Origin of the sequence: Undibacterium sp. JH2W, from assembly GCF_049340425.1 — a bacterium.
GTDB lineage: Bacteria > Pseudomonadota > Gammaproteobacteria > Burkholderiales > Burkholderiaceae_D > Undibacterium.
Genome location: NZ_JBMPOT010000011.1, coordinates 132,701 through 148,430, shown reverse-complemented (window position 1 = coordinate 148,430; position 15,730 = coordinate 132,701). Strand labels below are relative to the sequence as shown.

The following is a 15,730-nucleotide window of genomic DNA, read 5'->3' as shown; positions in this document are numbered from 1 at the left end:
ACAGAGGACTTTCGATAGGCTGGCGCAGCTGCGCCACAATACAATTTCGGATTTCAACTGAAGTGTTAACAACACGCACCAGCTTGCTTGGCTTGGTGACTTTTCAGTCAAGCGGATTAATTCGTCACTCACCGTGCCACCGTCATGCATCTGCTTATCGGGCGAGATCGGTGCAGGCTTCAGTGCCACTAGCTTAGGGTTAAAAAATTGGACTGCATATCATCGCCCGGCTTGACACCGGGTGCGGCAAAGCTTGTGTCCCTGCATTCCGACTGAGCAGAGCGGTAACGAAGGAATCGCGGGCAACACAAACGGCAGCGCCAGCTTGAAGAAGGCATACGCCAGTATGCTTGGTAGTATGGGGACGGCATGTGGCAAAACTTTCAGCAGAGGTTACCAGCAAGCGCCGTTCGTCCATGTCCGGTCGCTCAGCATGCAAGATTGCTGAAGCGGACCATCTGAGGAATAGAGGGCGACACAAAATATTGCCAATTATACCCCATTAATTTTTGAGCAAGTTTTCACCCTCTTCAGATGACCAAGCGCACCAACCATGCACAGCTCGCACGCTGACCGTCAGGTGACGGGATGGCTGTCCTGATTTGAGCACAACGCCTGCAAGGGCTATGCTGCAACCCGCACTTCCTGCTATCCTAACCAGATGGTTTTCAGACCCGGCTCACCGTTAACTTTTGCCGGTGCTTGCACTCTGCCGGGCAGGACGCCGCAAACAGTATAAGGAATTCACGATCATGGCAAAGTATCTCATTTCATTCCCCAGTGCTGCAATGAAGGTAGCCGACAGTGAGATGGAGATAGTGGGGCGAGACGCGCATGCCGTGATACGCGAGGCCAAGCAAGCAGGTGTCTACGTTTTCGGCGGTGGTATTGACGAAACAGTAGCCCCCGTACTGGTGTCTGCCAATGGTAGGATCGCCGAAGGAGGCTATCCTTGGGCACCGCCACTCAATGGTGGCTTCACTGTACTTGAGCTTACTTCAAGAGAAGACGCCATCGCCTGGGCTACACGTATCGCGAAAGCTTGTCGCTGTGATCAGGAGTTGCGAGTATTTGGGTTTGATCCTGAGTCGTGAGGATGGGGTGTTGTTGAACATTTTGCTGGTTCACGACACTAAAGCCAGAATTGGTGAATCACAATTCCGACCAGGGCAACCAATGCGTAATTGGCTGCATTCTTCCTAGACCGATTACCAGTCAACAAGACCAGCCCGGAAAGCTTCGCTCTCCTTCACAAACTGTTTATTGCGTATGAAACGCATGACGATTTGCACAATTTTTGTACGGGCTGTGTCAGGTAATGCGATCAGCGCGAATTGGCGTTTTGCGGCGATGGGCAGATCTGCGATTTTTACGCCATCGGGCGTTGGAAAGACGGCAAGCCGGGGGAGTATGGAATAACCTACGCCATGTCTGACCATGGCTGCGATGCTGGTGTCGGTAGTCAGTGTGCGTGAGAGTTCGGCATTAAATCCTGCAGCGCGACACCGCTCCAGTATGTCGAGCGCACCTGAGCAATTGAGCTGGATATAGGGCAGGCCCTTGAATTGTTCCCAGGATATGGGCGCGTATAAATGCAGCGAGGCTGGCACCAGCAGCACGTAGGAATCCGCGACAAAAGAATGCGCCAGAAATTCTGAATCGACGGGCAGATGTGCAATGCCTATTTCGGCGCGGCCTTCTTTAACGGCATGAGCCACATCTTCGCGTTCTTCACAACTGTCATCTATATCGACACGTATGCCTGGATATTCGCTGGCGAGAGCCGCCAATGCCCGCGGTAGTAAGTGGGTGGCTACGCTACGAAAACATGCGATGCGTACCCGGCCTGCCACCCTTGTATCGTCTTTTGTGGTGTCGGCCATGCTATTCACCAGATGCTGCACTTGCCGCGCTTTCGCCAGAACCTGGTGACCTGCATCAGTGGGCTGGCAGCCAGAGCGTGAACGCAACAGCAGGCGGGTTCCCAAACTTGCCTCCAGTTCCGTAATGGCGTGGCTGATGCGCGATTGGGTGCACCCCAGTTCTGCTGCAGCAGCGCCAAAGCCACCTGTATCGGCCACGGCGATCAATATTTCAAGCTGATTGAGTTTCAGTCTGTTCATTTATGTGATCGAAATCCTTCATGGATAGGCGTGAAGTATAGGGGATTTCGGTTGTTGTGGTGAATGCAGCACCCTAAGATAAATTGACCTCGATATTTATTGAAAGGAATTTGTATGAAACCCTTATCCCAAGATGCTGTATTGATCGTGATTGATGTGCAACAAGCATTTGATGATCCAAGCTGGGGACATCGTAACAATCCAGCCGCTGAATCCAATATTGCAGCGCTGCTGGCTGCCTGGCGTGACATGCAGCGCTCTATTATTCATATCCAGCACCGTTCACCCAGGATCACGAGCTTGTTCCACCCCAGCCATCCCGGCTTCAACGTGAAACCGGAAGCTGTGCCGCTACCCGGTGAACCTGTGCTTTACAAGAGTGTGAATAGCTCTTTCATTGGCACCGACCTGGAACAGCGCCTGCGTGAAAATGGCGTGACAACCTTGGTCATTGCAGGCATCACGACCGATCATTGCGTGTCCACCACGACACGCATGGCAGGTAATTTTGGATTCGTCACTTATCTCGTCGCAGACGCTACCGCAACGTTTGAACGCCGCGGGCCGGACGGGCGCTACTTTAGTGCTGAAGATATGCACGATACTGCATTGGCGAGCCTGCATGGCGAGTTTGCAACGGTAGTCGACAGCGCCGGTATCTTGAAAATGCTGCAGCCGGAAATATGATGCAACTCGTCACTGGCAGCAAGAACTACTCTTCCTGGACCATGCGAGTATGGTTGCTTATGCGTTTTTTCGATATTGCTTACGAAGAGATTAAGATTCGTCTAAATCAACCGGATACGGCTGAGTCGATTGCGCGATATTCGCCATCAGGGCGCATACCCTGTCTTGTTTTGGATGATCAAGTGATCTGGGATTCGTTAGCGATATGTGAGTATCTGGCAGAACGTTTCCCCGACAAACACTTGTGGCCAGCAGATAGCAGGAAGAGGGCGCATGCCAGGAGTATTTGTGCCGAAATGCATGCAGAATTTATCTGCATGCGCCGGGCACTGCATTTCGATATCAGCAAGATCGATGCCGATAGCGGCAAAAAAGCAATCTGCGTGGCAGCAGTCAAACGAGATGTCTTGCGTATTGAAAAAATCTGGGAGCAGTGTCTTGGAGAGTATGGCGGCCCTTTTCTTTTTGGAGAATTGTCGATTGCCGATGCCTACTTTATTCCCATGGTTTTGAGATTTCGGACCTATGAACTTACTGTTAAGTCACAAGCTGTTGCGGATTACATGGACAGAGTTGCCTGTCTGAAGCCAGTACAAGAATGGATTACTGAAGCGAAAGAGCTGCAATGCTGATTTGTTTCTAAAATACAAATACATTCCATAGTCAAATTGTCTAGGAAAATGGGGCAAGTTTCTGTACAAATCAACATGCTGTTCAACAAGCTTTCCTGTCCGCCCAGAAAAAGACGGATAATAGCGGCCACATGATTTTGTACATTATTTTGGAACTCCCCCATGGAAATTAAGGTTAACTTTCTCGATAAGCTTCGTCTGGAAGCCAAGTTCGATGATTTTACGGTGATAGCTGATCAGCCTATCCGTTATAAGGGGGATGGTTCTGCGCCTGGTCCTTTTGATTACTTTTTGGCTTCGTCGGCTCTGTGTGCGGCTTATTTTGTGAAGCTGTATTGCAATACCCGCAATATCCCTACTGAAAATATCCGGCTGTCGCAGAATAATATTGTTGATCCTGAAAATCGTTACGCACAGATTTTCAAGATACAGGTGGAGTTGCCTGCGGATATTTCTGCCAAAGACCGTGAAGGCATCTTGCGTTCCATAGATCGTTGCACGGTCAAAAAAGTGGTGCAGGCCGGGCCGGAGTTTGTGATTGAAGAAGTCGAGAACCTGGATGCCGATGCGCAGGCTCTGCTGAGCTTGAACCCTACTGCAGATGCTGCCACGTATATCCTGGGCAAGGACTTGCCGCTGGAGCAGACCATTGCCAATATGTCTGGCTTGCTGGCGGGTCTGGGTATCAAGATAGAAATTGCTTCGTGGCGCAATATTATTCCTAATGTGTGGTCGCTGCATATACGCGATGCGCATTCGCCCATGTGCTTTACCAATGGCAAGGGTGCGACCAAGGAGAGCGCGCTGGCCTCGGCCCTGGGTGAGTATATCGAGCGCCTGAGTTGCAACCATTTTTATGCAGGTTCGTTCTGGGGTGAAGACATCGCCAATGCGGCCTTTGTGCATTACCCGGAAGAGCGCTGGTTCAAGCCTGGCAAAAGGGATGCTTTGCCCAAAGAGATACTGGATGAGTATAGTCGGGAGATTTATGATCCTGAGGGTGAGCTGCGTGGCTCGCATCTGATTGATACCAATTCTGGCAATGCAGAGCGCGGCATCTGTTCGCTGCCTTATGTGCGTCAGTCAGATGGCGAGGTCGTTTATTTCCCATCCAACCTGATCGAAAACCTGTACGCCAGCAATGGCATGAGTGCCGGTAATACCCTGGCTGAGGCGCAGGTGCAGTGCCTGTCCGAAATTTTTGAGCGCGCCGTCAAACGTGAAATTTTGGAAGGTGAGATAGCCTTGCCGGATGTGCCGCAAGAAGTGCTGGCGAAATATCCTGGCATTGTGGCGGGCATTCAGGGTCTGGAAGAGCAGGGCTTTCCTGTGCTGGTGAAAGATGCGTCGCTGGGTGGCCAATATCCTGTCATGTGCGTGACTTTGATGAACCCGCGCACGGGTGGCGTGTTTGCCTCTTTCGGCGCACACCCCAGTCTGGAAGTGGCGCTGGAACGCAGCCTGACAGAGTTGCTGCAAGGCCGTAGCTTTGAAGGCCTCAACGATTTGCCTCAGCCTACCTTTGTCAGCAATGCAGTGACTGAGCCAAATAATTTTGTTGAACACTTCATTGATTCCAGCGGCGTGGTGTCGTGGCGCTTCTTTAGTGCCAAGGCTGATTACGAATTTGCGGAATGGGATTTCTCTGGTCAGGGTGAAAATTCGAATGCCGATGAAGCCGCGACCTTGTTTGGCATACTCAAGGAGATGGGTAAAGAAGTTTACATGGCCGTGTATGATCATCTGGGTGCCACTGCCTGCCGTATCCTGGTGCCCGGTTATTCTGAAGTGTATCCGGTGGAAGACCTGATCTGGGATAACACCAACAAGGCCCTGCTTTTCCGCGAAGATGTGCTGAATTTGTATACGCTGGATGATGAACAACTGGAAGACTTACTGGAGCGTCTGGAGAATAATGAACTGGACGAGTACAGCGACATCGCCACCCTGATAGGCATAGAGTTTGACGAGAACACGGTCTGGGGCCAGCTCACTGTCGTCGAATTAAAGCTGCTGATCAATCTCGCTTTGCAGGACTTTGAAGAAGCGAAAGAGCTGGTCGAAACCTTCTTGCAGTACAACGACAATACCGTTGATCGCGGTTTGTTTTATCAGGCCCTGAATGTGGTGCTGGAAGTGACGCTGGATGATGAGCTGGAACTTGATGATTATGTCGTCAATTTCCGCCGCATGTTTGGTAACGACCGTATGGATGCGGTATTGGGTTCAGTCGATGGCAGCGTGCGCTTCTTTGGCCTGACACCAACCAGCATGAAACTGGAAGGGCTGGAAAGACATCAGCGTCTGATAGATAGTTACAAGAAATTGCATGTGGCGCGGGGTAAGGCGGCTGCATCCAATTAAGTGATGAGGTAGATTTTTTAGCTAAATAATTCAATTGAGATGACGTGTTTCAAACCCTTTCCCCTTCAAGGGGAGATTTGTGGGAATTCGCAAAGCGCAGCTTGTGCCACGAATCTCTAAGCAGCTTGCAAGCTGCGCGGTGGAATGGTTGGGATGGGGATGGGTTTCCGAAGTAAATTCACTTACCGTAAATTGACCGAAACCCATCCCCACCCTAACCCTCCCCTTGAAAGGGAGGGAATTTATCAGTCATTTGTTGTCAGGCACATTATCTCAGACAGTAGCGGGTGAAGTTCAAAGCCCTACAGCTAGAAATATTTACTCCATCTCCAGATCACCTTACAGTTTATAACTAGCCCGCAAATAAAACGAACGCCCTATAGGATCTCCGAAGCGCGGGTCATAGCCGGTTTGTGCATTCGGTGCCTGATTCGAGAACGGCGGATTGGTGTTCAGCAAGTTCTTGATACCTGCTGACAGTGTCAGGTTCTTGAAGCCGGTATAACTGGTCGCCAGGGTCCAGATGGAATTGGCAGCCACATCTCGCTTGAACTTGTCTTCCACAAGGTTTTGATCGGTGTAACCGCCAGAGTAACGTTGCGACAAAGTGGCAGACCATGGGCCCTGGGACCAGCGTATGGCAGCATTATGGCGCCAGCGTACCACACCGTTATAGACACCTATGTTGTCAGGCGTGTCGCCGTCTATGGTGGTATAAGTATCCTTCAATACATAAGAGCCATTGAACCAGCCGTCGATAGTACCGAAAGAGAATGCTGGCAGGCGCCATTGGGTAGTCAAATCCAGCACCTGCGTCGTGACTTCTCCCGAATTACCCAGCGACGATACATTGATGTAGTCAAGCGCAGTGCCAGCAGCATTGTAGTGGAAGCGATCACGGTACTTGTCGAAGTCGTTCATGATCATTTGTTCGTACAGCACTTCGCCGATTTCATCGCGTATAGAAATCTTGGCATAGTCCAGCGATACCGTCAGTTTTGAATTTGGTTCAAATACCATGCCCAGCGAATATGATTTGGAACGCTCAGGCTTGAGATCACGGTTCCCGCCCACATGGGTGGGCAAATTCATATTGCAAGAAATATTCGGATTCACACCTGGCTTTGCTACGCCACCCGGACACAGCAAGGGATCATTGTATTGCGTAGATGTGATGCTGCTGACGATAGGGCCATTCAACTCATAGAGCGTAGGTGCGCGAAAACCAGTATTCATCGAGCCTCGCAAGAGCCACAGTTTGGAAGGTTGATAACGGAAACCAATCTTGGGATTGAAGCTATTGCCTGCATCGTTATAGCGGTCATAACGCGCGGCCACCTGGGTTTCAAGTTCACGGGTGATGGGGATGTTGGCTTCTGCAAAGACGGCAGAAAGATTACGTGATCCGCTGGTGTCCTTGGCTGCCACCAAGCCGCTGGCACGCGATATCATCATCTGGTCGAGGGGGCCACGTTTGACGATGAATTCTGAAGTTTCGCGTCGCCCTTCAATCCCCATGGAAAAACCCAGCGGACCAGCTGGTAGCTGCATCAGGTCGCGTGTTGCACGCATGTCGAAACCGGTATTGCGGGCAGTCGCGGCAATGACCTGGCCGCGCACCTGTGAGCTTGCCAGCAAGCTTGCCCCGGTAGCATCTTGTGGCCCAAACGGATTCAAGACTCCATTATTGATGCCATTCTGTATCGCCTCATCATTCAGGTAGCCTGCGCTCAAATCCTCAGTCACTCTGGTGCGCGCACCGGTGATGGAACCGCTGAGTTCCCATCCGGCCAGCGTACCTGATAAAGAAGCTACCAGACGGTCAGAAACACCGAGATTGGTCGCTTCGCGACGGCCACCTTCGACCGTGCGCCAACTGACTGTCAGGTCTTCACCATTGAGGCCAGCAACGGCGGGTGTGCCACCTGTGCCACCCGGATACCATTTGCTGCTGGAGTGCATGATCAGGCCAGTCATCGGTGGCGGCGCGATACGGTTGATATTGGTACTTTCGCTATGCAATAGCTCCAGGCCAGCAAGGCCGTCCTGGCCGATTTTCATGGTGGCTTTGCCGAGCAAGCTGCTCTGCTTTGTCTCTGGAATATCATCGACGAAGCGTGCATAATCTTCGCGGCAGGTCTGGTTGGTCGTACTCTTGATGGCATCTGGTGCCAGGCAACCGCTTGCAAAGCGTGGGTTGCCAGAAATGCCTGCGGTGGAAAAGAAATTGGCTGGAAAGGTCGTGCCACTGGTCTTGCTGATGCCTCTGTCCGGCAAGATACCGGTTGCCGAGAATGCGCGCTCAGTCGCCATCAGCCTGGCTTGTTCATGATGATCGATTGCACCGAAAACATTGTAGCCATCTTTGTCGAGATCGCCAAAACCCGAGGTGATGCTGAAGCGCTTTTCCCTGGCGCCGCTTTGTTGCGGCATGACTGCTTCTACTGTCACGGTTGTGTCCTTGACCGAGCGCTTGGTGATGAAGTTGATGACACCTGCTATCGCATCGGTGCCATAGATATGCGAAGCGCCATCGCGCAGCACTTCTATCCTGTCGATGGCGGCAAAAGGGATGCTGTACAAGTCGGCACTGCTACCATCATAGGGATGGTTGGGCAGGCGGTGGCCATCCAGCAAAATCAGGGTACGCCCGTCGCCCAGGCCGCGCAGGTTGGCAGACGATTTACCACCGGTTTCTGCACCGACATTGCCGGCTGCCACCGTGGTTTGCTGGTTCATCGATAGTGAGGTCATCACCTCTTCTATCGTCGTCATGCCTTTTTTGACGAATTCATCTGCCTTGATGACGGTTACGGGGAGTGCTGTCTCGGCGTCAATGCGTTTGATGGAAGAGCCCGTGACGGTAACTCGCTCTATCTTTTCTTCTTTTGGTTTGTCGGCTTCCTGGGCTGATGCGGCTACCGTCATGCCGCCCAATAGCAGAATTGCACTGCCATAATGTAAACTTTTCTTAATCACTGCGTCTCCAGTCTTCTTGCTATTTGAGTGAACCACCGGCACCTCTGAGTGCGCCGGGATATCGCTGCGGTGATGAAGACGATGGTGATGTCTATGATAATTTTTGCCCAGGGCATACATCAGGCAAGCATCGCGATTCAACATCATTCATCATTCACGCAGATTCGATGGAATCGAGTATTGCTGCGGGAAAAATTCTCTGCTTCACATTTCTTGCTGAAGTTATCGAAACCTGCTCAAAAAATCTTCAGTCAATTGATGGTGTTGCTGTACATTCCCGTCACCTCAGTCTTGCAATAGCCCCTACAGTGAAAGCGATAGCAAGATGAGATGTGACCTGCGTTTGGTAGGGGGCACCATGCGCACCATTTCTTGATGTAGCCATGCGCTTCCGTGAATGAAGTCATGCCTTTTTTTGGGGTTTTTGACAAGGCGGGCGGTGCGGATGGCGTACCCTGCCAGGATATGTTGGCTCGCTACTGCGCTACAGCTTGCGCCTGTCGCATGAAGTAATCTGATCCCATTGCGCCACTGCTCTGCTCCTGGAAAAAGCGGATCATGAACTGGTGCTTGGCAGCGAGCGAGGTATCATCGCCAACCCATTGCAGTACGCGCTGGGCATAGCCTGGGGTCATCATCCAGCCAAACATTTCTGCCTTGTCTTCTTCCGGGCCATAATATGCATAGCGGCTCACCATGGCAGCGGCTGGGTGGCCAAGATTGACAAAGCCTGTGCCGTAGGCGGTCGCGCCACCCTGACCATACGATATGGTAGCCGGGTTTAGCGATAGCCAGGCAGGATCGCGATAGTAAAAGTCACCAAATGTCCGGTGTTCTATGAAGTGGTAGAACTCATGATGTGTGCGTAACTCCATCCCCGCCAGGCAAATGTTTTCATCGTTGTCGGCATAGACCAGGCTATCGGTCTCCGGCGCTGGCATGGCCTTGCGTCGTTGGCCAGCCACGGTGAGGTTCTTGACCAGGGCGATATGCTGCAAGCGCATGCGCTCGAAAAGAGTGGCTGGATAACGCTCCAGCGCGGGCAGCACCACGCTGAGCAGGCGTTGCAGGCGCAGACGGTCGGCCTGGTTATCGATGAAAGTCTCGCCTTCAGGCACTGTCCATACTGCCTTTAGATGCAGGGCTGCCAGGCGTGCCTCGGTCAATGTTTTCAGTTCAGTCAGCGTAGCTTGTGGCGCAGCCACTGCGGCATAGCGAACTTCAGTGGGGCACTCGGCACGCAAGCTATCGGTTTCTGGCTGGCTGGAATTACCCGTCGTAGTGACTGGCGCGGCGCAGGCTGAGAGAAAAAGCAGGGCTGCGGCAGCCTGAAGGCGCAAGAGTATGCGTATGGCTGGCGTATTGATAGGAGCAATTGGCAAACGATGGCGCATAGGGCTCATCCTTTCGTCAGGCGAGGTTGGCGGAGCGGAAAAGATCGCACGTGAGAATATTTATCCGGCGATGGAGTGTGCCGCATTGTGCAGGCGCATCGTCAACGCATCGCTGCAAATCCTGCCAAAATTGCCTAATCCTGTTGCGACCTGTCAGGCGCAGTTGTGACGATTACGCCTGAAATTGGCGGGAGGTAAGCCGTAACGCATGGCAAAAGCGCGCGAAAAATGGCTGACATTATTAAAACCCAGAGAAAAGGCGATATCAATGATGCGGGCATCACCTTCCAGCAAGGCCAGGCTGGCGCGTTCCAGGCGTAATTTCATCACATACTGGTGAGGTGGCAGGCCGACGGCTTTGCGGAATTCGCGCGAGAAATGCGATTCGCTCATGGAGCAGGAATCAGCCAGGGCGGCAATCGATACGTCTTCGGCCACACTCTCAGAAATATGTGCAAGCACTTTCTGCAAGCGTGTTCCGCAAAGACTGCTAGGTTTTTGTCCAGGCAAGGGTTGGGAATAATTCTCCAGCAAGTAGGCCATCAGTGCTGTCATCATGCTGTCGCAAAACTGTTGAGCGAGAGAGCCGGCCAGCATCTGCGCATTGAGCAGCTTCCAGACCAGATCCAGGACCACGCGGTCTGGCGTGAACGAGGTGTCGGCCAGCGCGGACGGAGCAGCAGAATTGCGCAAGCGTCCTAGTGCACTGATGGCGGTGGTAGGAATGAATATATTGACAATGTCGCAGCTGCTCAAACGACGCCAGCGTCCTTGTGATTCTGGTGGGCAGATACGAAAGCGATTTGCGCCTATCATGCCGCCGCAGACTGCGCGTTCGCCATTCCAGATCTGTGATTCCAGGGGTTCTAGCAAGACCGCAATGCGATAATTGTTCGCGTGTGCACCTATGGTTTGTATGGTGGTATCCGGCTTGTCGGAAGACCAGCGCACGATGGATGCTCTGGACATAGGCAGAGGCCCTATGCAATTGCGCAGGGGGCCTTTGACGCCGCCACGCCGGAACCATTCGACCAGACCTTCGTGGCTATCTATAGTTGGTTCTGACATTTTGAAATCTCCCTCAGGCATCAATTGCGGAAAACCTGATCATTTCGACAAAATTCACTGAATAAATCGGCATGGTGCTGGCCATCATGGAATGCCCCAGGGCCGCCATGAGTTTTTTGCTACTTGCCAGACTTTTCCCCATGAGCTGTACCAGTATTACAGAAGCATGACAAGATCGTCTTGACGATTCCCACTGGTTTTGATGACGAAATCAGCATAGCTATATGGCAGGTGGTGATTGTGCCGATTTCCAGCAAATATGCGCCCATAAGCATCAAGCCCTTTTTGACGTCTGATGGTTAACTTTGCTGCGTTTCATTGCCGCCAGGCGATCTGCCCTCGCCATCACGTCATCACCAGGGAATATTTTAATGACCACAGAAGCTGCTCTCCATGCACTTGCCAGCTTACGCTTTGCTTCCGATCTCTGTTTTACCCGCAATGGCGATGCGCTGTTCGCCACGATTAGATGCGCTAGCAGCGAGGCCGGTTTACCTGAGCCCAGCCGCATCTGGCGCTTTGATGCGGCTGGTGCCCGTCAGCTTACCAGCGGCCCGCAAACTGCCGTACTTGTCAGGCCCTCACCTTGCGACGACAGCCTTGCGTTCGCGTCGGATCGTGATTGCCCAGGTAAATTTGCGCTTTTCCTGCTTGAAGCATCAGGTAAAGTAAAGGGCATAGGCCAGGTTCCCGGCACGATAGAGGATTTGCGCTGGTCTGCCGATGGCAATTCTATCGTCGTGCTGTCTGCCGACCGCGGTTTGAATGGTGGTGCGACCCGTGCCGCTACCAGGATCTGGTGGGGTGATGCGCAAGAGCCCGAGATCGCGGTTGACGACACAGTACGTCGTCGCTTATTTCGGGTCATGCTCGCTTGCGGCACGACGGAAGAAGTCGGGCCGCGTGAACATAGCGTGTGGGAATTTGCTCTGGTGCCGGGTGGCGCTGTCGCCATCGCTTCGCGTGATGCCAGCGAGCGTGGCTGGCATCATGCGCAATTGCTGCGCGTCGATTTCGATAGCCGCGCAGCGACAGTTTTGCATACACCTGTCTGGCAGTTGCAGGGCCTCGCCGCTAGTCCTGATGGCAACAAGCTGGCTTTTGTGGAAGCCTGGGCCAGTGATCGTGGCCTGGTGGCCGGCGACATGAGCATACTTGATTTGCAGAGCGGGCAAGTGGTCGTTCATGGCCGCGAGCGGCAATCCAATCTGACTTCTCTTCAATGGCTTTCCATTAGCAGCTTGTGCTTCGCTGGCTGGGACCGCCTGGGGACTGTGTATGGGGTAATGTCAGTTGATGGCGAGATAGAATGGCAACAGCGGGAAAATATGGCGCTGGCAGAAAATGGCTATACAGCCAGGGTCATCGCTTCTGGCGATGGCAAGATGATCGCTGCCGTACGTGAGTCCGTAGGCATGCCGCCGGAAATTTATTGGAAGCGATTGCTTGGGCCTGAATGGACGCGCATCAGCCAGTTGAATCCGCATGTGATGTCTGCGTTGCCCGATTATCCAGAAGTACGTCATCTGACATGGCAAGGCAAGGATGGCCTGGCGCTTGAGGGCCTGCTTTTGTTGCCACGTCATCGTGCTTCATCGCCGCTGCCTATGATAGTCGATATCCATGGTGGCCCCAGTTATGCAAACAAGTACAGTTTTAATCCCGGTCATGCCTTGCCCTATGCCCTGGCTGGCTTTGCGGTTTTTTTGCCCAATTATCGCGGCAATACCGGCTGGGGGCAGGACTTTGCCCGCATGAATCTTGGTGACCCTGCAGGTGCAGAATTTGATGACATTCAAACTGGCATCGACCACTGTATCGCACTCGGGTTTGCCGATGCAGAACGCCTGGGTGTTACAGGTAGCAGTTACGGTGGCTATCTGACCAACTGGGCGGTGGCGACCACGCAGCGTTTCAAGGCTGCCGTGTCGGTATCCTCGATTTCCTGTCATGTCAGTTGTCATTATGTCTGTGAGCATGATTTCCATGCCTTCATCAATGGCGGACCATTGACGGAGGCAGCCAATATGCATATCGCTGTCGAACGCTCTCCGCTGATGCAGATGCATAAACATGATCCGCTTACCCCCACTTTATTTATCCATGGTCGTGATGACCTTTGTACGCCTGTCAGCGAGGCGCAGCAATTTTATGCAGGCTTGCACGAACGCGGTGTTATTACGCAACTGGTGATTTATCCGCGTGAGGGTCATGGCAGTTTCCGTGAACCTGCCCACCGTATCGATAGCTGGCTGCGTCGTGTGGCATGGTTTAAAAAGTATTTGAAATTGGATTGGGTGGTTATATGAGAAGGATCTCTAAACTGCTGCAGTTGCTGACGTGCTTTGTTCTGTCGCTGTGTTTGTCGTCAACCTCATTCGCGCAAGCCAGGTTAAATGTGAAGCTGGAGCAGGCTGTATTCCAGGGGCTAAGCGGTATCACATTACGCAGCAATCTGCCATTAAGCGGCATAGCCGCTGCCGATATTCTGATCACACGCCCGGATGGATTGATCGTCGCACCTACCGATATTCTGGATGTCAGGAGCCAGGGTTACGAGCTGGCTATCTCGCTCAGTGCCGCTGTTTTTGCCCGCATTGCTTCAGAAGGTACTACCGTGGCAACCCGCCCGTTTGGAAAATTTAAGGCAAGTCAGGCTATAGCGGTAGTGAGGCCAGGTGAGCCTGCACAGAATGGCCATCTGACAGGCACCAGCGGCTGGACTGACGAAGGCTGGAATACCATAGTCAGCGACCCTCAATATGCTGATGCCTTGACTGGGCAACGCGGTCTGTATCGCTTTAGTGATACGACACCAAATCGAGATCTGGCCGGACGCCTGCTTGCAAAAACCAAGCTGCTAACCACGCCCTCTGTACGCATTAAAAACATGCTGGTGCTGTTTGTTGAATTCCCCGACCGCAAAGCAGAGAATGCAGAAGCGCCGTATCGCCAGTTTGGTCCTTACCTTCATTATTTGCAGCCAGCAGCCACCTGGTTCAACACCTCGTCTTATGGACAATTGCAACTTAAACTGGTCGCGCCTCAGCAGCATCGCAAGCTGGATTGGTTGATGCTGGGGAAGAAGGCAAAAGACTATAAATGGGGCGGTAGTGCAGAAGATACCGGTGATATGTTTAACTATTGTCACGATGTCGCCCAGCTTGCTTATGAACGCTACGGCATACGCGTTGATGATTATGATCTGCTGCTGATCATACCCGCACAAGGCAAGCCTGGTTTACCCAATGGGCCAGCGACGATCAACGACCAATACATGGGCCAGGCACAAGTGCCTGAGCGTGTGGTTCTGGTCGAGCGTGATGGCAAGGCACATACTCTGGATACCTTTGTCACTGCCGGGAATGACCTCTTCATCTGGGGTTATCGCTGGCTGATCCACGAGACTGGCCATACCTTTGGCCTGCCCGATTTATACATGTACAAACCTGAAATCAAAGGTGCAGAAGTTGATCGCTTCTTCTACGTCGGTGGCTGGGACATGATGGGTAATATAGGCGGGCAATCCACGGATTTCCTGGCCTGGCATAAATGGAAAATGCACTGGATACGCAATGACCAGGTGGATGTCGTCAGTCAGTCCAGCGGACTGCCCAGCCATCATGTCATCAACCCGGTGGAAACGCCGGGTGGCAGCAAGATGGTGGTGATACGCACAGGATTGGCTACTGCTTATGTCGCTGAATTTCGCACCAGGCTGGGTGTCAATAGCGACCACCCAGAGGGGAAACAGGCCGGCGTCTTGCTGTACCGTGTTGACACCACTTTGCCAGAGAGCGGTGAAAAACCTGTGTTGCAGATCATTTCCAGGCAGTATTACCATAGCCCGGAAGTAGGTGGCGAACGCAATCTGACAGGTCTCTGGCGTCCCATCGACAAGAGCCTGGATGGCTATGAAAAAGGAGCAACATGGCAAGCTGGCGATGTCTTCTCTGATCCGGCAACGGGAGTGACTATCAGCATAGACAGTATTGGGAATAATAAAGACAGTTCTAAAGCGGATGGCCGTAGTTATACAGAAGAAGACACGGCATCTTTAACTGTTATCAAGCGTAGTAACGCAGCACTGGCCAGGAAAATCACATTGAGTAATGCGAGCCTGCACAAACTTAGTCATTTGCATTTTACGATAGACATAGAGCAAGCGAAAGAAGAAGATAACTGGTTCATACGCCAGCGTACACGCTTGAGTAAAGACAATATTGTGCTTCAGCTAGCCAATGGAAAAGTCATCCCTGCCGAGCAGATAAAATCATTGACTATCAATGGACAGGAAGTCGATGTAGAACTGCAAGCCGGGACTTTTAGCACTGCACAGATGGCCCGCGGCTTGCGATTGGCGACCAGGTCTTATTTCAACATAGCTGCGGCTGCTGGCATAGCTGTGCGTTTGCAGCCTTAAAAGCTTCTTGCAAGATGTAGTGCCATGGGGCGCATGGCGCACCTTACTCAATTGCTGACG

General features: G+C 52.4%; 12 protein-coding genes. 7 read left to right on the top strand and 5 right to left on the bottom strand.

Going from position 1 to position 15,730, the window contains the following annotated elements; all coding sequences use genetic code 11:
• The first annotated feature begins 752 nt into the window (after positions 1-752).
• Positions 753-1,094, top strand: coding sequence for a YciI family protein (locus ACO0LC_RS17990; protein WP_423005546.1), 342 nt, complete (start codon positions 753-755; stop codon positions 1,092-1,094).
• A 114-nt stretch (positions 1,095-1,208) separates the two neighbouring features.
• Here ACO0LC_RS17990 and ACO0LC_RS17985 read toward each other — a convergent pair whose 3' ends face one another.
• Positions 1,209-2,123 (bottom strand): LysR family transcriptional regulator, encoded by a 915-nt coding sequence (locus ACO0LC_RS17985; protein ID WP_423005544.1) that lies wholly within the window; start codon positions 2,121-2,123, stop codon positions 1,209-1,211.
• 114 nt (positions 2,124-2,237) lie between these two features.
• Here ACO0LC_RS17985 and ACO0LC_RS17980 point away from each other — a divergent pair, with 114 nt between their 5' ends.
• The 3 genes from ACO0LC_RS17980 to ACO0LC_RS17970 all read left to right on the top strand — a co-directional run bounded on the left by ACO0LC_RS17980 (position 2,238) and on the right by ACO0LC_RS17970 (position 5,806).
• Positions 2,238-2,810 (top strand): cysteine hydrolase family protein, encoded by a 573-nt coding sequence (locus ACO0LC_RS17980; RefSeq protein ID WP_423005542.1) that lies wholly within the window; start codon positions 2,238-2,240, stop codon positions 2,808-2,810.
• Positions 2,810-3,442 carry a glutathione S-transferase family protein gene (locus tag ACO0LC_RS17975; protein WP_423005540.1) on the top strand — a complete coding sequence of 211 codons (633 nt, stop codon included), beginning with the start codon at positions 2,810-2,812 and terminating at the stop codon, positions 3,440-3,442. Before ACO0LC_RS17980 ends, ACO0LC_RS17975 begins: the two co-directional genes overlap by 1 nt.
• A gap of 162 nt (positions 3,443-3,604) precedes the next feature.
• Positions 3,605-5,806 carry an OsmC domain/YcaO domain-containing protein gene (locus tag ACO0LC_RS17970; RefSeq protein WP_423005538.1) on the top strand — a complete coding sequence of 734 codons (2,202 nt, stop codon included), beginning with the start codon at positions 3,605-3,607 and terminating at the stop codon, positions 5,804-5,806.
• 339 nt (positions 5,807-6,145) lie between these two features.
• Here ACO0LC_RS17970 and ACO0LC_RS17965 read toward each other — a convergent pair whose 3' ends face one another.
• Positions 6,146-8,785: a TonB-dependent receptor gene (locus tag ACO0LC_RS17965; RefSeq protein ID WP_423005536.1), complete on the bottom strand. Its 2,640-nt coding sequence runs from the start codon at positions 8,783-8,785 to the stop codon at positions 6,146-6,148.
• A gap of 23 nt (positions 8,786-8,808) precedes the next feature.
• On the opposite strand from ACO0LC_RS17965, the gene ACO0LC_RS17960 reads away from it, so the two are divergent.
• Positions 8,809-9,114 (top strand): hypothetical protein, encoded by a 306-nt coding sequence (locus ACO0LC_RS17960; protein ID WP_423005534.1) that lies wholly within the window; start codon positions 8,809-8,811, stop codon positions 9,112-9,114.
• A gap of 147 nt (positions 9,115-9,261) precedes the next feature.
• Here ACO0LC_RS17960 and ACO0LC_RS17955 read toward each other — a convergent pair whose 3' ends face one another.
• From ACO0LC_RS17955 to ACO0LC_RS17945, 3 genes are all read right to left on the bottom strand, one after another.
• On the bottom strand, positions 9,262-10,179 hold the full coding sequence (locus ACO0LC_RS17955; RefSeq protein WP_423005532.1) for a hypothetical protein: 918 nt from the start codon (positions 10,177-10,179) through the stop codon (positions 9,262-9,264).
• Positions 10,180-10,332: 153 nt separating this feature from the next.
• On the bottom strand, positions 10,333-11,247 hold the full coding sequence (locus ACO0LC_RS17950; protein ID WP_423005530.1) for a helix-turn-helix domain-containing protein: 915 nt from the start codon (positions 11,245-11,247) through the stop codon (positions 10,333-10,335).
• 13 nt (positions 11,248-11,260) lie between these two features.
• Entirely contained in the window at positions 11,261-11,389 is a 129-nt protein-coding gene (locus tag ACO0LC_RS17945) for a hypothetical protein (RefSeq protein ID WP_423005528.1), read from the bottom strand.
• A gap of 229 nt (positions 11,390-11,618) precedes the next feature.
• On the opposite strand from ACO0LC_RS17945, the gene ACO0LC_RS17940 reads away from it, so the two are divergent.
• Positions 11,619-13,556 (top strand): S9 family peptidase, encoded by a 1,938-nt coding sequence (locus ACO0LC_RS17940; RefSeq protein ID WP_423005526.1) that lies wholly within the window; start codon positions 11,619-11,621, stop codon positions 13,554-13,556.
• A gap of 89 nt (positions 13,557-13,645) precedes the next feature.
• Complete coding sequence (locus ACO0LC_RS17935; protein WP_423005524.1) at positions 13,646-15,670, top strand: hypothetical protein; 2,025 nt, start codon at positions 13,646-13,648, stop codon at positions 15,668-15,670.
• The last annotated feature ends 60 nt before the right edge of the window (positions 15,671-15,730 follow it).